The organism is Lentzea terrae, assembly GCF_003265345.1.
GTDB classification, from domain to species: domain Bacteria; phylum Actinomycetota; class Actinomycetes; order Mycobacteriales; family Pseudonocardiaceae; genus Lentzea; species Lentzea terrae.
This window is the reverse complement of sequence record NZ_QFWW01000008.1, coordinates 179,483-201,749: the sequence shown is the minus strand read 5'-3', so window position 1 is coordinate 201,749 and position 22,267 is coordinate 179,483. Positions and strand designations below refer to the sequence as shown.

21 protein-coding genes are annotated in these 22,267 nt (G+C 68.7%); 11 read left to right on the top strand and 10 right to left on the bottom strand.

Annotation, left to right across the window (positions count from 1 at the left end; genetic code table 11):
• The first annotated feature begins 167 nt into the window (after nucleotides 1-167).
• From DI276_RS15250 to DI276_RS15240, 3 genes are read left to right on the top strand one after another with little or no spacing between them, the layout of a single operon-like run.
• Nucleotides 168-1,193 (top strand): TerC/Alx family metal homeostasis membrane protein, encoded by a 1,026-nt coding sequence (locus DI276_RS15250; protein ID WP_112263996.1) that lies wholly within the window; start codon nucleotides 168-170, stop codon nucleotides 1,191-1,193.
• A gap of 52 nt (nucleotides 1,194-1,245) precedes the next feature.
• Nucleotides 1,246-1,665: a CBS domain-containing protein gene (locus DI276_RS15245; protein ID WP_112263995.1), complete on the top strand. Its 420-nt coding sequence runs from the start codon at nucleotides 1,246-1,248 to the stop codon at nucleotides 1,663-1,665.
• Between the two features lie 10 nt (nucleotides 1,666-1,675).
• Nucleotides 1,676-2,575 carry a universal stress protein gene (locus DI276_RS15240; RefSeq protein ID WP_157984718.1) on the top strand — a complete coding sequence of 300 codons (900 nt, stop codon included), beginning with the start codon at nucleotides 1,676-1,678 and terminating at the stop codon, nucleotides 2,573-2,575.
• 14 nt (nucleotides 2,576-2,589) lie between these two features.
• On the opposite strand, the gene DI276_RS52975 is transcribed toward DI276_RS15240, so the two are convergent.
• Together DI276_RS52975 and DI276_RS15235 are read right to left on the bottom strand one after the other, a co-directional pair.
• Nucleotides 2,590-2,712, bottom strand: a complete 123-nt coding sequence (locus tag DI276_RS52975; protein ID WP_269814261.1) for a hypothetical protein — start codon at nucleotides 2,710-2,712, stop codon at nucleotides 2,590-2,592.
• A gap of 141 nt (nucleotides 2,713-2,853) precedes the next feature.
• Nucleotides 2,854-3,432, bottom strand: coding sequence for an RICIN domain-containing protein (locus tag DI276_RS15235; protein WP_157984717.1), 579 nt, complete (start codon nucleotides 3,430-3,432; stop codon nucleotides 2,854-2,856).
• A 165-nt stretch (nucleotides 3,433-3,597) separates the two neighbouring features.
• On the opposite strand from DI276_RS15235, the gene DI276_RS15230 reads away from it, so the two are divergent.
• Genes DI276_RS15230 through DI276_RS15215 form a run of 4 tightly spaced genes read left to right on the top strand, consistent with a single transcriptional unit; the run spans nucleotide 3,598 to nucleotide 7,773 of the window.
• The gene (locus DI276_RS15230) at nucleotides 3,598-4,302 is read left to right on the top strand and encodes a response regulator transcription factor (protein ID WP_112264251.1); all 705 of its coding nucleotides are present in this window, start codon (nucleotides 3,598-3,600) and stop codon (nucleotides 4,300-4,302) included.
• Nucleotides 4,292-6,016, top strand: coding sequence for a sensor histidine kinase (locus DI276_RS15225; protein ID WP_112263992.1), 1,725 nt, complete (start codon nucleotides 4,292-4,294; stop codon nucleotides 6,014-6,016). Before DI276_RS15230 ends, DI276_RS15225 begins: the two co-directional genes overlap by 11 nt.
• A gap of 47 nt (nucleotides 6,017-6,063) precedes the next feature.
• Nucleotides 6,064-6,753, top strand: a complete 690-nt coding sequence (locus DI276_RS15220; RefSeq protein WP_112263991.1) for a M23 family metallopeptidase — start codon at nucleotides 6,064-6,066, stop codon at nucleotides 6,751-6,753.
• Complete coding sequence (locus tag DI276_RS15215) at nucleotides 6,754-7,773, top strand: C40 family peptidase (RefSeq protein ID WP_232836670.1); 1,020 nt, start codon at nucleotides 6,754-6,756, stop codon at nucleotides 7,771-7,773.
• 249 nt (nucleotides 7,774-8,022) lie between these two features.
• On the opposite strand, the gene DI276_RS15210 is transcribed toward DI276_RS15215, so the two are convergent.
• On the bottom strand, nucleotides 8,023-9,816 hold the full coding sequence (locus DI276_RS15210) for an RICIN domain-containing protein (RefSeq protein WP_198680647.1): 1,794 nt from the start codon (nucleotides 9,814-9,816) through the stop codon (nucleotides 8,023-8,025).
• 278 nt (nucleotides 9,817-10,094) lie between these two features.
• On the opposite strand from DI276_RS15210, the gene DI276_RS15205 reads away from it, so the two are divergent.
• Nucleotides 10,095-11,144 (top strand): LacI family DNA-binding transcriptional regulator, encoded by a 1,050-nt coding sequence (locus DI276_RS15205; RefSeq protein WP_232836669.1) that lies wholly within the window; start codon nucleotides 10,095-10,097, stop codon nucleotides 11,142-11,144.
• 3 nt (nucleotides 11,145-11,147) lie between these two features.
• On the opposite strand, the gene uppS is transcribed toward DI276_RS15205, so the two are convergent.
• A complete protein-coding gene (uppS, locus tag DI276_RS15200) occupies nucleotides 11,148-11,894 on the bottom strand; it encodes a polyprenyl diphosphate synthase (protein ID WP_112264248.1) in 747 nt (248 codons plus the stop codon).
• A gap of 100 nt (nucleotides 11,895-11,994) precedes the next feature.
• Here uppS and DI276_RS15195 point away from each other — a divergent pair, with 100 nt between their 5' ends.
• Both DI276_RS15195 and DI276_RS15190 read left to right on the top strand, forming a co-directional pair.
• Nucleotides 11,995-12,522, top strand: a complete 528-nt coding sequence (locus DI276_RS15195) for an SRPBCC family protein (protein ID WP_232836668.1) — start codon at nucleotides 11,995-11,997, stop codon at nucleotides 12,520-12,522.
• A gap of 55 nt (nucleotides 12,523-12,577) precedes the next feature.
• Nucleotides 12,578-13,318 (top strand): ribonuclease activity regulator RraA, encoded by a 741-nt coding sequence (locus DI276_RS15190; protein WP_112263988.1) that lies wholly within the window; start codon nucleotides 12,578-12,580, stop codon nucleotides 13,316-13,318.
• Here the strand turns inward: DI276_RS15190 and DI276_RS15185 are convergent, their stop codons facing one another.
• The 4 genes from DI276_RS15185 to DI276_RS15170 all read right to left on the bottom strand — a co-directional run bounded on the left by DI276_RS15185 (nucleotide 13,319) and on the right by DI276_RS15170 (nucleotide 18,873).
• Nucleotides 13,319-14,590, bottom strand: a complete 1,272-nt coding sequence (locus tag DI276_RS15185; protein ID WP_112263987.1) for a mandelate racemase/muconate lactonizing enzyme family protein — start codon at nucleotides 14,588-14,590, stop codon at nucleotides 13,319-13,321.
• The gene (locus DI276_RS15180) at nucleotides 14,587-16,593 is read right to left on the bottom strand and encodes an ABC transporter permease (protein WP_112263986.1); all 2,007 of its coding nucleotides are present in this window, start codon (nucleotides 16,591-16,593) and stop codon (nucleotides 14,587-14,589) included. The genes DI276_RS15185 and DI276_RS15180 overlap by 4 nt, the downstream gene beginning before the upstream one ends.
• Nucleotides 16,590-18,014, bottom strand: a complete 1,425-nt coding sequence (locus DI276_RS15175; RefSeq protein ID WP_112263985.1) for an extracellular solute-binding protein — start codon at nucleotides 18,012-18,014, stop codon at nucleotides 16,590-16,592. Before DI276_RS15175 ends, DI276_RS15180 begins: the two co-directional genes overlap by 4 nt.
• A gap of 112 nt (nucleotides 18,015-18,126) precedes the next feature.
• Nucleotides 18,127-18,873, bottom strand: a complete 747-nt coding sequence (locus DI276_RS15170; protein ID WP_112263984.1) for a FadR/GntR family transcriptional regulator — start codon at nucleotides 18,871-18,873, stop codon at nucleotides 18,127-18,129.
• Nucleotides 18,874-18,945: 72 nt separating this feature from the next.
• On the opposite strand from DI276_RS15170, the gene DI276_RS15165 reads away from it, so the two are divergent.
• Nucleotides 18,946-20,103, top strand: a complete 1,158-nt coding sequence (locus tag DI276_RS15165; RefSeq protein ID WP_112263983.1) for a mandelate racemase/muconate lactonizing enzyme family protein — start codon at nucleotides 18,946-18,948, stop codon at nucleotides 20,101-20,103.
• 3 nt (nucleotides 20,104-20,106) lie between these two features.
• Here DI276_RS15165 and DI276_RS15160 read toward each other — a convergent pair whose 3' ends face one another.
• Together DI276_RS15160 and DI276_RS50865 are read right to left on the bottom strand one after the other, a co-directional pair.
• Nucleotides 20,107-21,573, bottom strand: coding sequence for a cellulase family glycosylhydrolase (locus tag DI276_RS15160; RefSeq protein ID WP_112264247.1), 1,467 nt, complete (start codon nucleotides 21,571-21,573; stop codon nucleotides 20,107-20,109).
• A 128-nt stretch (nucleotides 21,574-21,701) separates the two neighbouring features.
• Nucleotides 21,702-22,238, bottom strand: coding sequence for an SDR family oxidoreductase (locus tag DI276_RS50865; protein WP_269814259.1), 537 nt, complete (start codon nucleotides 22,236-22,238; stop codon nucleotides 21,702-21,704).
• Nucleotides 22,239-22,267 lie beyond the last annotated feature (29 nt).

Sequence of the window (22,267 nt, the reverse complement as noted above, 5' to 3'; positions counted from 1 at the left end):
TGTGAGGGGGCTGCCAGAACTGACGACGTGGCGGAGGATTTCTGATCGGTTGCCCGCGAGGTTGATGTCCACGGGCTGTGGGAACACCTGAGGCACCTGATCGCCGACGGAAAGGCTGCTATGTCCGCACGGGACACCCGAAGGTCGTTCTCCGGGCGGGCGGTCCGTTGAGTGCCGCGCAGCTCGACATCAGCGTGTTGACGTGGGCGTTGACCGTCGGCTTCGTCGTGGTGCTGCTGGTCGCGGACCTGGTGGTGGCGGCCGCGCGCCCGCACCGCGTCGGTTTCGGCGAGGCGGCCGCGTGGTCGGTGTTCTACGTCGCGATCGCGGCCGGCTTCGGGGTCTGGTTCACGCTGCGCTACGGCACCCAGCCCGGCACCGAGTACTTCGTCGGCTACCTGGTCGAGAAGAGCCTGTCGGTCGACAACCTGTTCGTGTTCGTGATCATCATGACCACCTTCGCGGTACCGGAAGAACACCAGCACAAGGTGCTGACCTTCGGCATCGTGCTGGCACTGGTCATGCGCGCGATCTTCATCGCGCTCGGCGCCACGCTGCTGTCGCTGTTCTCCTTCGTGTTCCTGCTCTTCGGGCTGCTGCTGATCTACACGGCCGTGCAGCTGTACCGGCACCGCGACGAAGATCCCGACATCGAGGACAACGTCGTCGTCAAGACGTCGCGCCGCGTCCTGCCCGTCACGGACAACTACAGCGAGGGCGAGCTCGTCACCCACGCCGGCAACCGCCGCAAGGTGACGCCACTGTTCATCGTGCTCATCGCCATCGGCACGATCGACCTGCTGTTCGCGCTCGACTCCATTCCCGCGGTCTTCGGCATCACCGCGCAGCCCTACGTCGTCTTCGCCGCCAACGCCTTCGCCCTGCTCGGCCTGCGCGCCTTGTTCTTCCTGGTGCAGGGCCTGCTGGACCGGTTGGTGTACCTGTCCACCGGACTCGCGATCATCCTCGCCTTCATCGGCGTCAAGCTGATCCTGCACTGGGCCCACGAAGACCTCGACCAGCGCGTCCCCGAGGTCCCGACGCTGCTCAGCCTCGCGGTGATCGCCGTCGTGCTGCTGATCGTGACGGTGGCCAGCCTCGTCAAGACGAAACGCGATCCCACGGCCAAAGCGCACCCCGGTTCCCTGCGCGCCCGCCGAGCGAGGGCGGAGGAAGCCCGTGAGCACCGATGATTCCACCTCACGCACGCCGGGTAGCCGGTGACGTGCGAAGGAGGTAGCCCCCATGGCTCAGCTCGTTCGAGAACTGATGACCCCTGATCCGGTCGTGTTCTCCCCTGACACGCCAGTCCGCCGAGCAGCACAGGCGATGCGCGAACACGACATCGGCGACGTCCTCGTGGTGGACGGCGACCGGCTGTGCGGCATCGTCACCGACCGTGATCTGGTCGTCCGCGGACTGGCCGAACGCGACGACCTGTCCGACTGCTGCCTGCGCGACGTGTGCACCGACGACGTCGTCACCACGGCCCTCACCGACACGCTCGACACCGCGGTGGCGCGCATGCGCGAGCACGCCGTGCGCCGCATTCCCGTGGTGGACAAGGACAAGCTCGTCGGTGTGCTGTCGCTCGGCGACGCGGCCGTGGAGCAGGACCCGAACTCCGCACTCGGGCAGATCAGCGCCGCACCCGAGAACAGCTGAGGCGGTCGTGATGCCCGGCGACCGTGCGGTCGTGGTCGGGTTCGACGGCTCCGAGCAGGCGCGGCAGGCCACCCGGTGGGCAGCCCACGAGGCGTCGAGCCGAGGCTGCGGTCTGGTCATCGTGCACGCACTGCGCGGACCGGTGCCCGAGCTGGTGTACACGCCCATGTCCATGCCACTGCCCGAGGCCGTGAGCGACCAGGCGGTGCGCTCCCGCACCGAAAGCCGGCTGGCCGACCTGGCCGCCGAATGCGAGCGGCAGTGGTCCGATGTGGACGTTCGGACGTGCCTCGAGCACGGAAACCCCGCAGAGGTGCTGAGGCACGCCGGTCGCGACGCCGACCTGATCGTGGTCGGCTCGTCCGGACACTCCGGACTGGCTCGAGCCCTGCTCGGATCCGTCCCGGCAGATCTGGCCCGTTCCTGCGAACGTCCAGTCGTCGTCGTCCGCGACGATGCGACGCGCGACGGCCGCGTGGTGGTGGGAGTGGACGGATCGGAGACCGGCGCGAAGGCCATCGACTTCGCCTTCGAGTACGCCGCACGGCACCAACGCGACCTGCTCGCCGTGCACGCGTGGGCCGATCTGCCCGTTGACGCCCTCGCCCCGCTGCGGGAGTGGGACTACAACTGGAACCAGGTGCGCGGGGAGTCCGACGCGCTGATCGCCCGCTGCCTGGCCGGCCACCACGAGCGTCACCCGGACGTCCACGTCGAACGAGTCGTGTCCTTCGACGGACCGGCACACGCGTTGCTCGACGCGGCCAAGGATGCCGCATTGCTGGTGGTCGGCAGTCACGGCCGTGGCCTCCTCCGCCGGGCGCTGCTCGGCTCGGTCAGCCACGCCGTGCTCTACCAGGCGCCGTGCTCAGTCGCGGTGGTGCACCACGACGACTCTCAACAGCGATAGGTCAGCTCGGCCAGTCAGAATCGGATCAGCCGCCACTGCGTGCAGTCCACAGAGGACGGAGCGAACCTCGCCGGGCTCTGGCCACCCGCCGCCCACTCCTCACCGGTGAAGATGCCGAGGTTGGAGCGGTTGAACATGCCGAACCGCAGGTTGACCAGATTGGACAGATCTGCCTGAGGATCGGCGGCGCGAGCCAGCGGCGAGAGCCCGGTCAGCCCCGGCGGGACAGGCCTGATGTCGTCCCCGATGTCGCCGTTGACACTCCAGTCTGGTCAGGATCAGTTCACGGGGCGGGAGGTCCACCGCTGGTTCGTGCTGCCGGTGCAGGTCCACTGGATCAGCTTGGTCCCGCTGGCAGTGCTGGACGAGGGGACGTCAAGGCACTTGCCGCTGGCGCGGTTGACCAGTGACACGGTGGTCGCGTCAACAGTGCGCACGGTCCACTGCTGGTTGACGCCTCCGTGGCAGCGCCACTGCAGCACGCTCGCGCCGTTCGCGGCCGAACCGCCGGACACGTCCAGGCACGAGCCGGTGGCCCGGTTGATGACCTCGACGTGGCCACCCGGCTTCGCACGGAGCTGCCACTGCTGGGACTCCGCGGCCGACGGGGTCGCCTGCTGGACCGCTGATCCCGCCGTGTCCAGCCGCAAACCGCTGTGTTGTGCGGTGAACGTGGCGAACGGCCCCACACCGCCCGCGGTCTGCGTCACCGTGCGGATCGTGCCGTCGGGGTTGTGGAAGAGCCGGTCCATCACAACCGACCTCTTGTGGTTGCCGCCGCCCTCAAGGGCGTTCTTGTGGTACGCGACGTACCACTGGCCCTGGTACTGGAACAGCCCGGAGATTTGACGGCTCACAGCTCGCGTCAGCGGCAAGACTGTTAACGCTAACATCCCGCCGAACGCCGAATCCTCCACTGTGGACAGAAGGACTACCGGATCGTCCAGGTCACGGACACTCGTGCGCACAGCCGGCAACGGCAGGCCGTCCGGGTGAACTGATCGGATGGCATCATGGCCGCCATGTGCGCCTACGTCCTGGTAGCCGAAGACGAGCCGAGACAGGCCGAGCTGATCGGGCGCTTCCTCACTCGGGAGAACCACACGTTTCTGCTCGTCGGCGACGGACGCACGGCGCTCGACGAGATCAGGGGCCGGCGCCCGGACCTGCTGGTGCTGGACCTGATGCTGCCGGGTGTGGACGGGTGGGACGTCTGCCGGGCGGTCCGGGCCGAGGACGCCGACCTGCCGGTGCTGGTGATCAGCGCACGGGCGGAGGCCGACGACAAGCTGCTCGGGTTCGATCTCGGCGCGGACGACTACCTCGCCAAGCCGTACGACCCCCGTGAGCTGATGGCACGAGTACGGGCGTTGTTGCGCCGTTCCGGTGCGAAGAGCGCAGCAGCACGGCGAACGCTACGAGTCGGCGACCTGGAACTGGAGCCGATGCGGCACGAGGTGCGGGTCGCCGGTCGGCCGGTCGCCTGCACGCCGGCCGAGTTCCGCATCCTCGCGGTGCTGACCGCCGAGCCGGGGCGGGTGTTCAGCCGGGCCCAGCTGCTCGAGGACGGTTACGGGCTGGACGGGTTCATCACCGAGCGCACGATCGACGTGCACGTGCGCAACCTGCGGCGCAAGATCGAGGCCGACCCGGCTGCCCCGGCGTATCTGCTGACGGTCTACGGGGTCGGGTACAAGATCGCGGACCAGGGCGATCGTGACCAGTAGACCTCGCCGGCTGCGGTTGCTGTTGCTGGCGGGCACGGTGCTGGTGTCGGCGTGTTCGATCGCGGCGACGGCGTGGCTGTCGGTGCAGAGCACGACGCGGACGTTGCGGGCCGAGCAAGGTCGCGAGCAGGCAGGACTGGCCCGCGTCTACGACGCCGTGCTCGGACACGGGGCCACCCATCCGGACTGGTCGGGCAGCAAGCCGCTGATCGAGGACCTCAGTCGCGAGACCGGGTTGCACATCCGGCTCACCACGACGGAACGGACCCTCATCGGTGGCACGGCCGGCGCGGACGACCTGCAGGACGCCGGCCAGCCGGCCGCGGTGGTCGATCCGCTCAACGTCGACCTCGAGCTGAGACCGGACACTCCGCAGGACCGCATCGACCCGCGCGCCGTGGGTCCGTTCCTGCTCACCACCGAGCAACAGCAGGCGTCCCGAGCAGCAGCCGACGCGGACGCCGCCTGCGCACGTCGTCAGGGAGTCGCGGCCGAGGTCAGGACGAGCGCGAGCGGACGCTCGTACTCCGTGCCCGCAACGGACGGGTGCGTGTCGCTGGCGTTGCACAGGGCCGTTGACCAAAGTGCTCTCCGGCAGATCAACGAGCACGTGCGGGAGTGCCAGGCCGGCAACGGCGTGCCGTACAGCCCTGCGTATCTCGGCGCGGACGGTGTGCTGAAACTGGTGGCAGGCCCGAACACGCTGCCGGCGCACGAGAAGTGCCTGGACTCTGCGCGGCGCGCGGTGCTCGCGTCCCACGTGGCTCCCGCCGCGTTCCTGTTCGTCGGGCAACCGGCGGTCCGGCAGACCGTGGTGGGCCTGCCCGCCGCCGGGGTCGCGCAGATCGCACTGGCAGCGGCGCTGGTGCTGGTGTTCGCGATCGCCGTGAGCTTTCTGTTGGCAGGGCGGGTGTTGCGGCCGCTGACCGTGCTCACCGAGGCGGCCAGGCGGATGCGCGCGGGCGACCTGTCGGCGCGGGCGGAGGTCACGGCGCGCTGGGAGGTCGCCGAGGTCGCGGCGGCGTTCAACGACATGTCCGAGCACCTCGCGCGAGCGGAGACGTTGCGCAAGAACATGGTCAACGACCTGTCGCACGAGCTGCGCACGCCGTTGGGCACGATGCGCGGGTGGGTGGTCGCCGCGCAGGAGGGTGTCGCGGAGCTGGACGCCGACCTGCTGGACCTGTTGCTGCAGGAGACGCTGGTGTTGCAGCAGTTGGTCGAGGATTTGCAGGAGCTCGCAGCTGCCGACGCGGGTGCGCTGAACCTGCGTCCGGAACCGGTGGACGCCGCTGAACTGCTGGCCGGAGTCGCCGCCGCGCACCAGGTCGTCCTCGACGTGCCCGCCGGGGAGGAACTGCGGCTGACCGCGGACCCGGTGCGGCTGCGGCAGGTGGTGCGCAACCTCGTGGTCAACGCCGTGCAGCACACCCCCGCGGACGGGCGGGTCGTGGTCAGCGGCCGCATCCAGGGCGACGAGGTCGTGCTGACCGTCTCCGACACGGGGCACGGCATCGCGGCGGAGGACCTGCCGCACGTGTTCGACCGGTTCTGGCGGGCCGACCGGTCCCGTGCTCGCGTCACCGGCGGACGTGGCCTCGGCCTGGCGATCGCGAAGCACCACGTCCTCGCGCACCGAGGAACGATCAGCGCGACGAGTGAGGTGGGAGAAGGCACGACGTTCACCGTTCGGCTGCCCCGCGAAGGAACCTGAACATCATCTACCCGAGTTCTTAACACGGTGCCGCGATCTTGGCGGCCATGCGAACCCAGCGGCTCCCCCCGCCACCATCGGCGCTGCGCGGACGCATCGTCGTCGCAGCGGTCGCAATGGGCGCGTTCTCCACGGCGTTCGCGGGCCAGACCCTGCAGGCCGCCCAGCTCACGAACCGTGCGGACGGCGCAGCCACGTTCGACGGCGCAGGTGGCGACGGCGCCTCGGCCCCGCAGGTCCTCACGGTCTCCAGGAGAACGGCATCGGAAGGTGCCGCGGAAGCCGCCAAGCTCCTGCGCAGCCAGCAGCTCACGACGCGGCGCGAGGCCGCGGACGCCGAGCACAAGCGCCCGAAGTTCGCCCGCCCCACCGTCGGCGACTTCACCTCCACCTACGGCGCCCGCTGGGGCAAGGCGCACCTCGGCATCGACATCGCCGGCCCCGTCGGCACCCCGATCCTCGCCGCCGCCGACGGCGTCGTGAAGGACGCGGGCCCGATCTCCGGCTTCGGCCAATGGGTCCAGCTGACCCACGCCGACGGCACCATCACCGTCTACGGCCACGTGGACAGCTACAGCGTCCGCGCGGGCCAGCGGGTCCAGGCCGGTCAGCAGATCGCCCGCATGGGCAACCGCGGCCAGTCCACCGGCCCCCACCTCCACTTCGAGGTCTGGAGCCCTGGTGGCCAGAAAATCAACCCGCTCACCTGGCTCAACGACCGAGGCATCACCGTCTGAGTGCGCCAGGCACACGAAAAGGAGGACCGCGACGTGGTGTCGCACCCCTCACGCCGCGCCGTGCGCGGAGCGTTCGTCACAACGGCGGCAGTCGTCGCGGCCGTGCTCCCCACGACGCCGGGCAACGCACAGCCTTCCGCCGCCGACGCGCTCGCGAAGTACAACGAGCTGTCCGCGAAGGCCGCCCAGGTCAACCAGGACAAGCTGAAGGCGCAGGGCGACCTTGCCGCCAAGCAGAGCGAACTGGACAGGGCCAAGGGCGACCTGGCCACCGCGCAGCAGGCCGCGGAGTCCCTGCGGGGCCGGGTGGACCTCCTCACCGAGGTCACCTACTCGGGCGCGCGCTTCAACCAGATCTCCGCGCTGCTGGTGAGCGACTCGCAACAGGACTTCCTCAACCGCCTGTCGGCCATCAACATTCTCGCGGCCGACAACGCCGAGGCACTGCAGAAGCTCACCAACGCCGTCAACACCGCGGACGCCGCCGCCAAAACGGCAGACGAGGCGACCTCGGCGTCTCAGACGCTGCTCGCCGAGATCGACCAGAAGAGCGCCGACCTGCAGAAGCAGCTGGCCGAGGCCCGCACTCAGTACAACTCGCTGAGCGCCTCGACCAGGAACGCCCTCAAGAACGCCGGCGACATGTCGACGATCCAGGCCCCGCCGGGCACCGCCGGCAAGGCACTGCAGTTCGCACTCGACCAGCGTGGCGACCGGTACGTCCACGGCGCCAACGGCCCGGACGCCTGGGACTGCTCCTCGCTCATCCAGGCCGCCTACCGCTCCGCGAACGTGTCCATCGGCCGCACCAGCTACGACCAGGCCAAGGCGGGGCGCGCGGTCAGCCGCGGCGAGGTCAGGCCCGGCGACATCATCGTCTACTACTCCGGCCAGTCCCACGTGGCCATGGCGGTGGACAGCGTGCGCGCCGTGCACGCGTCGACCGAGGGGGTGCCGGTGAAGATCGCCGACATCGACTCGATCGGCCCGATCAGCGTGATCCGCCGCATCGCCGACTGAGTTGCGAACGGTCATGGCCACGGCAAGGGGAAGGCCACCGGTCGAGGCCCGGTGGCCTTCCCCTCGGCACTGCGGTCGCGGGTGGGCTAGTGGCGTGGCTCGCAATGTTGCCGGGGGAATTTGCGGTCAGACGGGCGCATCGTGGTGCCGCCCCCGCTTCCTCATCCTGGTTGGCTGTGGGAGTGGGGGCGGTGCCGCGAGGCGTCCTGCTGAGCGTGAATTACCTCGCCAACGTTGCGGGACACGCCACTAGCTCGTCACCTGAACCAGCGACCACTGCTGCTCGAGCCGGTTCTGGTCCGGCCACTGGATGACCTGCGCGCCGTCGGCGGTCGACCCGCCCGCGACGCTGAGCAGCTTGCCGCTGTGGCGGGCGCGGATCTTGTAGTAGGCGCCGACCGGTTCGAGCGTGAAGGCCTGGTCGGCCGCGGTGTTCTGCACCCACTGCGCGGCTCGTGCGCCGTCGTCGAGGCTCGCGCCGAAGATGGACACGGCCCGGCCGCTGTTGCGGTTGAGGAGCGTCCGGTGGCCGTAGCCGGTGTCCGTGACGTGCCAGTGCTGGTTGAAGCCGCCGTTGTCCGCCCACTGCACCAGGTTCGTGCCGTCGGCCAGGCTGTTCTGGAACGCGTCGAGCACCTTGCCGCTCTGCCGGTTGACCAGCTTGTAGTACGGCCCGGCGGAACGTCCGAAGTCGATGTCGGCGTGCCGGATGGTGCCGGCACCGGACAGGATCAGCACGCGGCCGGTGCGGGGGACGTAGGTCAGGTTGCGGAAGTAGCCGGACTGGATGGTGGTGAGCTGGCGCGTCCACGCACCGGTGCTGCTGCCGCTCGGGTTGACCCAGACGTCACCGCTGCCCGCCGCGTTGAACATCAGCCGGCCCTCGGGAAGCCGGACTACGACAGGGCTTCCTCCCCTGGAGAGCGTGGGAGATCCGGCGGTGACCGGAAGGGCGCTGATGTTGGTCCCGGCCGCGCCGCCGACGGAGAAGAAGTTCAGCGGGTTCGACGAGATCTTGTAGCGCACGTTGTCGCCGCCGCCGAAGTACTCGTAGGTCATCATCCACTGGCCGTCGGTGGTCTGCACGACGTTCGGCATGCCCGGACGTCCGCCGCCGATCTGGTTGACGCCGCCGACGCTCTGGTTGAGGCCGGCGACGTCCAGCACCGGAGCGCTCCACGGGCTGGAGGTGTTGCCGTTCCACGTCCGGTGCGCGATGACCTGCCCGTGGGAGTCACCCGCGGTGGCGTTGTCGGCGCGCATGGTCAGGACACCCGTTGAGGTGTCGTAGCCGGTGTAGTCGTTCTCGTCGGAGTAGTACGCCACGAGCTGGTTGTTGTACACCATCAGGTACGTCTCCCACACGGGATCGACCTGCCGGTACGTGTTGGCGTTCGCGATGCGCTGCCCGATGGCGCCCGCGCTGCCGCCCTGCCACCCGCCCGCCGTGACGATGTTGAGGAAGTTCCAGGACGCGCCCTGGTCCGTGCTGGAGTAGAGCGCGAGCGCCACGTCGCGACGGTCGCCGTCGTTGGTCGGCACCCAGTTGGGGTCCAAGGCTTTCTGTTCGGTGAAGTAGTGGTCCTCGCCCGTGACCAAAGTGGACAGGAGCAACGTGCCCGCGGTCAGGCTGCCCACGTTCTGCGGAAGAACGTAGAAGTACGGGGCACCCCAGTTGCTCGTGTACTTCGCGTACGCGGGGTTGCTCGACAGGTAGGCCGGCGCGCGCACGTCGGACAGCCACTGCCACGTCGTGCCGTCGTCGTCGCTGCGGTACACCGGGATCACCTGCCCGACCGCTGTTCCGGTCGGGCCGACGATCGCCCTCTCGAACCCGGCGACCAGGCGCCCGCTCGGCAGTGCGGCAGCCTTGGAGTAGATCACGCAGTTGCCCAGACCCTTGGTGCACTGGGCGTTGGCCCGAAGCTGGTACAGCGTCTGGGGTGTCGGGCTGACGGCCTGGACGGAGGTGGCCGGGAACGTCAGCAGCGCCGCGCCCATCACAGCGGTCACGGCCCTGGCGAGCCACTTCTTCAAGTTCACGGACTGTCCTATCGGGAGAGTGGGCGACTGTGCCGGGGAGTGAGTCGGATCAGCGTCACCGACTCGCGCAGCGCGTGGATCGCCCCGATGGCGACTCGCACCACACCATGTTCACGTGAACATCGCCTATGTTCACGTGAACATGGCGCCGGTTCTCGCGGCTGCAGCCGCAGTTGCCAGGAGTCATGTTAACGTGAACATGCACGATGCTCACATCACGTCGTAGAGGCGTCAAGACCCGGTTACGTCAGAACGTCCAGTCGGAAGGCGGTACGGCGTTGGCAGCTCGAGACACCTCGCCACGAACACCGGAGCTCTCCGGGCGCAAGAAGCGCGGAGTCTCCATCGCCGACGTCGCACGGCTGGCCGGCGTTTCGTCGCAGACGGTGTCCCGGGTCTCCACCGGCCACCCCAGGGTGATCGCGTCCACCCGTGAGCGCGTCCTCGCCGCCATGGAAGAACTGGGCTACCGCCCCAACAACGCCGCGCGGGCGCTGAGACTCGGCGAGTTCCGCACCATCGGCGTCGTCCTGTTCACGTTGTCCACCACCGGAAACAGCCGCACGGTGGAAGCGATCGCCGACCACGCCGCCGCCGAGGGCTACGCGATCACCCTGATCCCCGTCGCGTCACCGACCCAGGACGACGTCCTCGGGGCGTTCACCCGGCTCGAAGAACTGGCCGTGGACGGCGTCATCGTGATCATGGAAGTGCACCTGCTGGACGCCGCCACGGTGACGTTGCCGCCCGGAGTGCAGGTGGTCGTGGTGGACTCCGACGCGGGCGACCGCTACGCGGTGGTCGACAGCGACCAGTTCGACGGGGCCGGGCAAGCAGTTCGCCACCTGCTGGACCTGGGACACCGCACGGTCTGGCACGTCGCCGGCCCCACCGGATCATTCGCCGCCGAACGCCGCGCCAACGCCTGGCGCACAACGCTGCAGGAGGCCGGCCGGCGCGTTCCCGCCGTCGAGCGCGGCGACTGGTCAGCCGAGTCGGGCTACCTCGCCGGCGTGCGACTGGCCGAACGAGCCCGATGCACCGCCGTGTTCGCCGCGAACGACCAGATGGCCCTGGGCGTGCTGCGAGCCTTCCACGAGCACGGTCGCGCCGTGCCCGGCGACGTGAGCGTGGTCGGGTTCGACGACATCCCGGACGCGGGTTGCTTCTACCCACCGTTGACCACCGTCCGCCAGGACTTCGCCGAGGTGGGCCGACGCTGCGTGGAACGCCTGCTCCGGCAGATCCGCCGCGAAGCGGTCGAACCCGGCATGGCCCTGGTGCCCACCCGGCTGGTCGTTCGGCACAGCACCGCACGACCTCGGTGACCTTCATCGTCGTGCGTCGGAGTACGACCGCAACGCGCGCAGGAAGTCGAGGTACCGGAACCCGGGCCAGTGCACGTCGCAGAAGTGCAGCTCCGCGAATGCCGCCTGCCACAACAGGAAACCGGACAGGCGCACCTCGCCGCTGGTGCGGATCACCAGGTCGGGATCGGGTTGCCCGGCCGTGTAGAGGTGCCGGGCGATGTCGTCCGGCGTGATGCTCGCCGCCAGTTCTTCCAGTCCTGGTCCGCTTTCCAGCAGCGAGCGCACCGCGTCCACGAGCTCGAACCGGCCGTCGTAACCCACGGCGATGGTCAGGTGGAACTCGGCGTCGCGGTCGCGGGTGTCCTCCACCGCGAGCTTCAAGGCGTGCCTGGTGGTGTCGGGCAGCAGGTCCACCCGGCCGGCGACGTGTGTCCGCCAGCGTTCGGACGCGACCGCTTGTGGCACCACGATTCGCTCGACGACCTCTTCCATCAGGAAGCACATCTCGGCGTTGGCGCGCTTCTTCAGGTTGTCCGCGGACGCGAGGTACACCGTCAGGCGAGGAATGCCGATGTCCTCGCACCAGCCCATGACGTTCTTCAGGTGCTCGCCGCCGCGCTGGTGCCCTGAACTCGCGTTCTCCAGCCCCACCTGCCTGGCCCAGCGCCGGTTGCCGTCCATGATCACGGCGAGGTGCCTGGGCAGTGTCGCGTTCTTCAGCTTGGCGCGGAGGCGGCGGGCGTAGATATCCTGCAGAGCCGCACGCATGATCTTCACGAAGCCGACGCTAACACCGGCAACGGTCTCCCCCGGCGGAGAACGGGGCACGTTCACAGCTTCTCCACATCTCGCGGGCGACGCTGTTAGCGTGCGTCCGTTCACTCGAGAACTGGAGCGCTCCGCCATGAAGTACACCGTCTCGATGGAGATCGCCCTGCCGCGGGAGAGGGTGGCTCAGTTGCTCGCCGACCCGGAACACCTGCCGAAGTGGTTGCGGGGCCTGGTGCTGCACGAGCCGCTGAGCGGGGAGCACGGGCAGGTCGGCACGAAGTCGCGAGTCGTGCTGCAGATGGGGCAGCAGAAGTTCGAGGGCATCGAGACCATCACGCGCCGGGAACCGGTGGAGCTGCACGGGATCCCGAGTGAGAGCGTCGTCCTCTTCGAACGCGAGATCGTCGGCGAAGGCATGCGGAGCACCGCGCGCGAACGCCTGACCGAAGCCGGCCCCGAGACGACGCTCTGGGTGAGCGAGAACGAGTACCGGTTCAGCGGCTTGCTGATGCGGCTGGTGGGGCTCTTGATGCCCGGCGCGTTTCGCAAGCAGTCGCTGCAGCACATGCAGGATTTCAAGGCGTTCGCCGAGCACGGAACGGACGTCCGCGAGGCGAAGGGCTGAACCGCGACTACGCTCGGAACTCCGGTCAGCACAGGGATCCGAGGGAGCTACCGACGTGGTCGAGACGCACGACATCGTTCGCCCGCCTGCTGAGCTCAGTGCAGCCCTTGCGGCTATTGGCAGCGCAACGGCCAGCGCCGAGCTCAGCCGCATGGGCATCCGCAGCGCGTTCATCCGCGGCCCGGTTTCGGTGACCCCCGGCGTGCGCGTGGCCGGCCCGGCGCTGACGCTGCAGTTCTTGCCCAAGCGGGAGGATCTGTACCCCGTCGACGAGTACGCCGAGCCGGAGAAGCAGTTGCACCGGCACGTCATGTACCACGCTCAGCCCGGCGACATGATCGTCGTGGATGCGCGTGGGGACATGAGCAGCGGCGTGTTCGGCGAGATGATGCTGACCTACTTCAAGGGTCGCGGTGGTGCCGGTGTGGTGATCGACGGGTGTTTGCGCGACATCGGTGAGGCCAAGAAGCTCGGGCTCGGGTTGTGGATTCGTGGTGCCACGCCGAACTTCCACGCCCAGACCGACATCGTGCCGGTTGCCGTCAACGTGCCGGTGGCGTGCGGTGGCACGCTGGTCGAGCCGGGCGACATCGTGGTGGCGGACGACGACGGGGCGGTCGTGGTGCCGGCCAAGCTCGCGCCCGCGCTCATCGCGGTCGCTCAGGAGCACGCGGAGTGGGAGGAGTTCTCCCGGATCCGGCTGGCCGAGGGTGGCGACCTGCGGTTGTACTACCCGCTGTCGGAACAGGCGCGGCCCGAGTACGAGAAGTGGCGCGCCGAACAGGGACGCGCCTGATCAGCTCCACAGGCGGTCGTGGCTCGACTCGCCGTCCCAGTGCGTCGTCTCGGCGAAGAACACCGGGTCGCGCGGGTCGAGCAGACGGCTGATCAGATCCTCGTCGAGCGAGCCGAAACCCAGCCCTGGCGTGTCCGGCACCTTGATGTGGCCGTTCTGGATCAACGGGCGGGGCAGGTCGGTGACGAGGTCGCTCCAGAACTCCACGTCGGCTGCGTGGTGTTCTAGTGCGAGGAAGTTCTCGGTGGCTGCGGCCAGGTGCACGCACGCCATTGTCGCGATGGGCGACGCCGCCAGGTGCAGCGCCATCGGGATGCCGCGGTCCTGCGCGTAGTCGCCGAGCCGCTTGGTCTCCGCGATCCCGCCCGCCGTCGCCGGGTCGGGGTGCACGACGCGGATGGCGCCCGCGTCGAGCAGCGGCCGGAAACCGTCGAGCAGGTAGATGTCCTCCCCCGTGCACGTCGGGACGGCGACGGCCTCGGTGAGCTGGCGCCACTGGTCGGTCAGCTGCCACGGGATGAGGTCTTCGATCCAGGCCAGGGTGAACGGTTCCAGCGCGCGGCCGATCCGGATGCAGGAGTCGAGCGCGATGTGACCGAAGTGGTCGGCGGCGAGCGCGATGTCGTAGCCGACCACGGACCGGACGGTGTCCACATAGGACGCCAGGTGGTCCACGCCCTTCGCGGTGACCTGGATGCCGGTGAACGGGTGCATCGTCGTCAGGTTCGCGCGGGCACCGGGCGGCGCGATCAGCGCGCTCGGCACGTCCCACAGCAGGTCGATGCCCACGTCCATCTTCAGCATCGTGTACCCGCGCTGCTTGCGGTCCAGCAAGCGGGCGCCCATCGCGTGCGGGTCCGGCAGTGACGGGGTGTCCGCGTAGCAACGGACCTCGTCGCGGAACCGGCCCCCGATCAGCGCGTACGCCGGTACTCCGTAGGCCTTGCCGGCGAGGTCCATCAGCGCCATCTCCACGCCGGAGACCCCGCCGCCCTGACGGCCGTGGTGCCCGAACTGCTTGATCTTGCGGAAGATCTTGTCGACGTTGCAGGGGTTCTCCCCCACCAGGCGGCTCTTGAGCATCAGCGCGTAGGTGGCACTGGCCTGGTCGCGCACCTCCCCGTACCCGGCCAGGCCCTGGTTCGTGTCGATCCTGATGATCGACGAGCGGAACGGCACACCGTCCACATTGGCCACCCGCAGGTCGGTGATGCGCAGGTCGCCGGGCCGGGACGCCGTCGGGACGTGTTCCTCCGTGACCACGGGGATCATCCCTTCACGGCCCCCGCGGTGAGGCCCTCGGTCAGGAACCGCTGCCCGAACGCGTACATGACCACGACCGGGATGCTGATCAGCAGCGACGCCGCGGCCAGCTGCCCCTGCGGCACGACGTCACCGAAGATCATCGACTGCATGCCGACGGGCAGCGTCTTGTAGTCGTCCTTGGTGATGAACACGAAGGCGAACAAGAACTCGTTCCACGCGTTGGTGAGCGTGAACAGCGCCACCGCGAGCAGGCCCGGTTTCGCCAGCGGGAGCACGATCCGCAGGAACGCCCCGAACCGCGTGCAGCCGTCGACCAGCGCGGCCTCCTCGAGGTCGGCCGGGATCGACTTGAAGTAGCCGACGAGCAGCCACGTCGCGAACGGCAGCGTGAACGTGGGGTAAGCGAGCACGAGCGACCACAAGGAGTCGTTGAGCCCGATCCCGCTCATCATCTGGTACAGCGGGATGAACAGCAGCGCGCCCGGCATCACGTAGGTGAGCAGGATCGTCACCGTGAAGCTCTCCGAACCCCGGAACTTCAACCGTGCCAACGCGTAGCCGGCCAGTGCCGCGCAGACCAGTGCGATCACGGTGGACGCCAGCGACACCAGGATCGTGTTGACGTACCAGGTGCCGAACGTGCCGGTGAACAGGTTGGTGAACTGCTCGGTGGTCCACGGGGTCGGCCAGAGGTCGTCGGTGCGCGACACGATCTGGGCGTCGGACTTGAAGGCCGTGACCGTCATCCAGTACAGCGGGGCGAGCACGAAGCCCAGCAGGCCCACGAGCGCGATCCCGGTGCCGCCGCCACTGACCAGGCGCGCGGCCAGCCGGTTGCCCCGTGCGGCGAGCACGGAGACCAACCGTCCCACTGCAGCCGCAAGCAGCACGAACACGCCCAGCACGAACGCGGCCTTCCACACGATGTGCGGCGACGCCCAGACCAGCACGAGGATCGAGGCCACGACGATCACCCACGGCAGGGCCCTGCGCTGCGCGGGAGTGAGTCGCCTGCGCCCCAGATCGCTCGCGCCCGGCTGGTCGCCGCGGCGCATCATCCGCACGAGGATCACCACGAGGACGCCGATGATCGGCATCATCACCAGCGTGACCGCGGCACCCGCGCCCAGCTGCAGCTGCAGGATGGCCTTCGAGTAGGCCACCATCACGTACGGGGCGGTGGCGTCCCCCGGTCCGCCCTGGGTCATCAGCCAGATCAGGTCGAAGTTGTTGAACGTCCAGATCGACGACAGCAGCACCGTCACGATCATGATGTTGCGCAGGCCCGGCAGCGTGATGTGCACGAAGCGCTGCCACGGCGACGCACCGTCCACAATGGCCGCTTCGTAGAGACTGCCGTCGATGGCCTTGAGCCCGGCGAGGAACGTCACGGTGAAGAACGGGATGCCCTTCCAGACGTTGACCAGGATGACCGCCGGCATCGCGAGCGCGGGATCGGACAGCCACTCCGCGGGCCATCTGTCGACGAGCCCGATCGTGGCGAGAAAAGGGCCGATCCCGGAATCGGTGAGCAGAACGTTGACGCTGCCGAAGATCGGGTCGAACAACGACCGCCAGGTGAAGGCCGTGACGACCGTCGGCACCACCCACGGCAGCAGGATCACCCCGGCGATGATCGCCCGGCCGCGGCGCATGTGGTGCAGCATCAACGCCGCGATGAGGCCGAGGGTCACCTTGAAGATCTCGGCGTACGCGGTGAAGACGAACGAGTTGAGCACACCCTTGTGGAACACGCCGTCGTCGAGGAGGGCGGTGTAGTTGTCCAGCCCGACGAAGACCGTCTCCGCACCGTGGCGTTCCGTGGCGCTGGTGAGGACCGAGCTGACGATCGGGATCAGGATCAGGCCCGCGACCAGCACCAGCGTCGGCCCGATGAACACCGCTGCGAGACGCCAGTCGCGCCCGAGCAGCCGCTGCGACGTGGAGAGCGAGGAGGACGAGCTCGGCGCCGGACGAGCCGGCGCCGGTCGCGTGCGCAGGTCGGTCACTGCTTGTAGCCCTGCTGCTCGAAGACCTGGACCATCCGGGCGTGGGTCGAGGCGACGGCCTCGGCCGGTTTGGTGCCCTGGATGACCGACTGCATCATGTCGGTCAGCAGATAGGCGGCGGTGGCGGCCTGGTCGCCGGGGCTCGGGGCCTGGGGGAACGAGTAGCCGGTCTTCGTGGTCAGCGGAAGCCGCGTGCGGGTCTGCTCCCGCAGCGCGGGGAAGGCCGGGTCACCGCTGGTGTAGTACGGGTCGGAGTCCCACACCTTGTCCCATGAGGGGTTGACCAGGCACGGTGCTTCCTTCGCGACACCGAGCAGCGCGCTCCCGCCGGCCATGAACTTCGCCACCAGCTTGGCGAGGTCGGGGTTCTTCGCCCCCTTGAACACGACGAACGAGTTGGACTCGCCGAACGCGAGCGGCTTGTCGATCGCCGGTCCGGTGGCGCCGTTGAACGGGTGCGTGTTGGCGTAGACCGGGTTCTTCTTCGTCTTCGAGTCGGCGTACACGCTGAACTGGTTGAGCGTGAGCCCCAGGATCTGAGCCAGCCAGTTCTCGTTGTTGCTCGAGTCGGTCCAGCTGCCGATCCCAGGGGGCAGCATCGGCGCGTACTTCGGGTTCGTGTAGATGTCGCCGATGAACGTGACGGCGGCGACCGTCTCCGGCGAGTTGAACACCACCTTTGTGCCGGTGTTGTCCGCGATCGCCCCGCCGTAGGTGTTGATGACGTTCCCGATGAAGCCGTTGGCGTCGCCGGAGCGGTTCACCGTGAGGCCCCAGCCGAAGCGCCGCTTCGCCGGGTCGGAGACCTCCAACGCGTTGTCCCGCAGCTCCTCCCACGTGTAGTGGGGCTTGAGCGGGAGACCCTTCTCCGTGTACCAGTCCTTGCGCAGGTACATCGCGGACGCGATGAAGTGGTAGGGGATCGCGAACCAGCGCCCGCCGAACACGCAGTAGGTGCTCGCCTCCGTCGCCGGTTCCCCGTAGAGCTTGCGCATCTCGTCGACCACGTCGGTGACGTCGGTGAGGGCGCCGAGGTTGTGGAGCTGGCCGACGAACCGCCGATCGCTCACGAAGGCGAGATCGCGGTTGGTGCCCGCCTTCACCTCGGCGTCCATCTTCGCGACCATGTCGCCCGCGTCGCCGGACACCAGGTCGTTGCGGATCGTGGTGCCGGTGGCCTGGGCGAACACCTGCAGCGACCGGTCCAGCGCCTTGTTGGCGGCCTCCGAGTACAGCTTCTGCGAGAGCATCCCCGCCGACCCACCGCGCAGTGCGGCCGCCTGGTCGAGCAGTGCCTGGGGCACCTGGACGTCGACCTGCGGCGCGGGTGCTGGACCACCCCCGCACCCGGCGAGACCGAGCACGCCCAGCGCGCTCACGCCGAGGAACGTGCGCCTTGATAAGTCCGTTTTCTCTTCCATGAGCACTCCTCTCGCGTCCGGCCGAGCGGACGCTTGCCGACGGGCGACGTTGCAACCGGCGGGACAGCGGGGCTCGCTGCCGGGTCGTGCATGCGGAGAAGGACGTCGTGCGCTAGCGACGCCGAGCGGCCCGCTTGGTCTGCTTCCCCTTCTCAGCGACGAGCGTGGAGTAGTTGTTGCTCAGGTGCCTGCGCATTGCCGCGCGGGCGCCTGCCGGGTCGCGCGCCACAAGCGCGTCGTAGATCTCCGTGTGCTCGGCGGTGGCGCGGCACAGCCCGGCCGGCGCCTCGTTGGTGATGCGTCTGCTGGCCGTGCCGAGCCAGCGGGCGGAGTACATGATCCGGTCGAGGATGCGGTTGTCGGCCGCCCGGCAGATCTCCATGTGGAACTCGTGGTCGACCTCGAGGTAGGCGTTGGGATCCCCTTCCAACGCCGACATGCGGTCGATCTCGTCTCTGAGCCGGTGCAGCGTCTCGTCGGTCATGCCGGCGGCGGCCATCGCGGCGAGCTCGGGCTCGAGCAGCACGCGCATCTGGTGCAGCTCTTGCAGCAGCTCGCCGACGATCTCCGCGGGCAGCCACTCGATCAGCAAGGGGCTCAGGTAGTCCCACTCGGCGCGGGGGCGCACCACCACCCGGCGGCCCTGTGCGACGTCGACGATGTCGAGCGAGGCGAGGATCTTGAGCGTCTCCCGCGCCACCACCCGGGACACCCCGAACTCGCGCGAGATCTCGAGCTCCGACGGAGCCCGGCCGTCCTCGATCTCGCCACTGACGATGCGCCGGGTCAGGTGTGCCGCCACCTGAACCGGAAGGGTCCGGACCTTGACAGCGTCCGGAGACTCTTGTCCCCTTTGCATGTCATCAGCTTATAGGACAAGTTGGACCTCGCGACAGTCTCTCAGGTGCACATCCCAGCGGCGGGAGAGCAAATGCGGATTGTGAACGTCACGACGGCAGTGGTGGCCTACCACGGTGAGGCCACCCTGGTGCGGATCGACACGGACGAGGGCCTCAGCGGGTTCGGCGAGGCCAACCCCGACGCCGGCGCGGGCGCCGTCGTCGGAATGATCGAGTTCCTGACTCCCCTGTTGCTCGGCGAGGACCCGCGCAACGTCGAGCGGTGCTGGGAGAAGCTGCGGCGCAACAAGGTTTTCGCGGGCCCGCAGGGCGGAGTGTTCGTGATCGCCCTGTCCGGGATCGAGCTCGCGCTGTGGGACCTCGCGGGCAAGGCCGCCGGCCAGCCGGTCCACCGGTTGCTCGGTGGCAAGTTCCGCGACCGGATCCGCCTCTACGCCGACTGCGGCGACGGCGACGACCCGGCCGGGTCGATCTCCGGGTGCGTCGACCGGGCCCAGCGGATGGTCGCCGAAGGCTTCACCGCCATCAAGTTCGACGTCGACAACCTCAACCACCCGGCCAAGTTCGACGCCTTCAACCACACGGTCAACGCCGCCGAGCTGCGGTCGATGATCGAGCGCGTGGCGGCCGTCCGGGAGGCGATCGGACCGGACGTCGACCTGGCCATCGACCTGCACGCCCGCTACGACGTGCCGAGCGCCTGCCGGATCGCGTGGGAGCTCGAGCCGTTCCACCTGATGTGGCTCGAGGAACCGCTGCCGGCGGAGAACGTCGACGCGCTGGTGCGGGTGCGCGAACAGACCCGCACACCGATCTGCGCGGGCGAGAACCTCTACCTGCGCTGGGGATTCCGCGAACTGCTCGAACGCGGCGCCGTGGACGTCATCGAGCCGGACGTGCCGAAGTGCGGCGGGCTCGCCGAGGCCAAGAAGATCGCCAACCTCGCCGAGCTGCACTACATCCCCTTCGCACCGCACCTGGTGTCCACGCCACTGGGCACGATGGCCACGTCGCACCAGTGCGCGGCGATCCCCAACTTCTTCGTCCAGGAATGGCATGCCCTGGAGGAACGCGCCGTGTGGGACAGCTACGTCCACGCGCCTGACGGAAGCGGCTCGATCGTGAAGGACGGCTACATCACGCTGCCCGACACTCCCGGCATCGGCGTGGAGCTCGACATGGACGGCGTGCGGGCGCACGCCGTCGCGGGATACGGAGTTTTCGAGTAGTCGTCACCGGGTGGCGTAGGGGTCCTGGCCGAGCAGGTGGACCTTGAACCCCTCGCCGACGCCGGGCTCCGGCGTGCCGTTCCAGTCCTTGATGAGCACGGCTCCGGTGCTGCAGCCCCACGGGTTCCAGGTCCACGCGAGGTAGCTCAGGTGGTGCGCGTCGGCCCAGTTCACCAAGCGCTGCATGTAGTCGAAGCCGCAGTTGTCCTGGCCGAACTCGCCGAGCACGACCGGGACCTGCTGCGCCAGTGGGGCGATCTGGCTGTCCCAGCAGGTTTCACTGGCGCAGGCGTTGAAGCTGTAGGCGTGCCAGGACGCCGCGATGTTGTTCAACGGGTCGGATGGCTTGTGCGCCAGCCATTCCCGCATGTCGTTGGCCCACTCCAGGCCGCCCAGCATGAGGATGTTGGTCGCACCGGTGGCCCGCACCGCGTCGACCAGGTCCTGCATGCCGGCGGTCTCGTAGGGCAGGCCGGTGCAGGTGCCCCCGTCCCGCCAGCACTGCCAGCCCAGGGTCTTGTTCCAGTCGCTGGCGATCTCCGGGTACGGCTCGTTGAACAGGTCGAAGACGACGGCGTCGTTGCCCTTGAACGCGGTGGCGACGCCGGCCCAGAACTGCGGCGCGTACCGCGCGTCCGGCATCGGCTTCTGGCACACCGCGTGCTCGTCCTTGCAGTGCCAGTCCGGCCCGTTCGAGTAGGCGCCCCAGGTCCAGTGCAGGTCGAGGATCACGTTGATGCCGTTGCCCACCAACAGATCCACGTAGTCCTTGACGGCCTGCTGGTAGGTGGCGCCACCTGGTGAGCCGTGGACGCCCAGCCAGCACTCCTCGTTCAACGGGATCCGCACCGCGTGGATGTTCCAGGTCTTCATCGCGTTCACCGACGCCTGGTCCACGGGACCGCCGTCCCACATGCCCTTGCCCTGCACGCAGGCGAACTCGCCGCTGGAACGACTCACCCCCAGCAACCGGTACGGCTCGCCCTGCGCCGTGACGATCCTGTTGCCGGAGACGCGCAACGCCGGTGCGGGACCGTCGCCCGGGGCGGTGCCGGTGCACTCGGCACCGTTGACGGCGAAGTCCGCAGGCTTGGCGTTGCTGCCGCTGTAGGAGAAGTTCGCCCCGGTGCTGACGCTGCCACCCGCCGGGACGGAGCTGTTCCAGCTCATGCTGGTGACGGTGATCTGCTTGCCCGACTGGGACCAGTTGCCGCTCCAGCCGTGTTGCAAGGTCTGGTCGCCGGCGTAGCTGTAGGTCAGCGTCCAGCCGTCGACCGCAGCCGAACCGACGTTCGAGATGGTCACGCCGGCGCCGAACCCGCTGCCCCAGTCGTTGGTCGTGTAGTCGACCCGGCACGCGAACGGGGCGTTCGACTCACTCGCCGCTGCCGTCAGGACCGTGCAGGCGACGGACGCCGCGGCAGCCAAGGCGGCGAGCGCGGTGCGGCGTTTCCTGGTTCCTCGCAACATCAGCACTCCTTTGTGCAGGCGATGTTCAGCCGCCGGCGCGCCTCCGGAGGTGGTCACGGTGCGCCCGCCTGGGAGCGCTCCCAGGCCGACCGTAGCGAAGATGGCGCGACACGTGAAGACTCCACGACTCACTTCGCCTGGAAGCCGCCGTCGATGTTCAGGATCGCGCCGGCGACGAACGACGACTGGTCGGACAGCAGCCAGTGGATGCCCGCGGCGATCTCCCGCGGCTGCCTCATGCGGGCAATCGGGTGCATGTCGACGATGGTCTCCTCGTCGTACTGACCGAGCGAGATGGCGCGGGCGATGATGTCGGTCTTGATCGCGCCGGGGGCCACCGCGTTCACCCGGACGCCACGCGAGGAGTACTCGAGTCCGGCGGTCTTGGTCAGGCCGACCACGGCGTGCTTGGTGGCCGCGTACGGGCCGCTGTGCGGAATGCCGTTCAGCCCGGCGATGGAGGCGAGGTTGACGATGGCGCCACCGCGTCCGCTCGCGAGCATCTCCCTGATCTCCCGCTGCAGACACAGGAACAGGCCCCCATCACGTTCGTCGAGAGCATCTCCTGGAACTTCACCGGATCCGCGTCGACGATCGAGGCGGTCTCGTGGGCGAGGCCGGCGTTGTTGACCGCGTAGTCCAGGCGGCCGTACTCGCGCTGCCACCGTTCGCGGTGAGCTCCGTGACCGCGTCC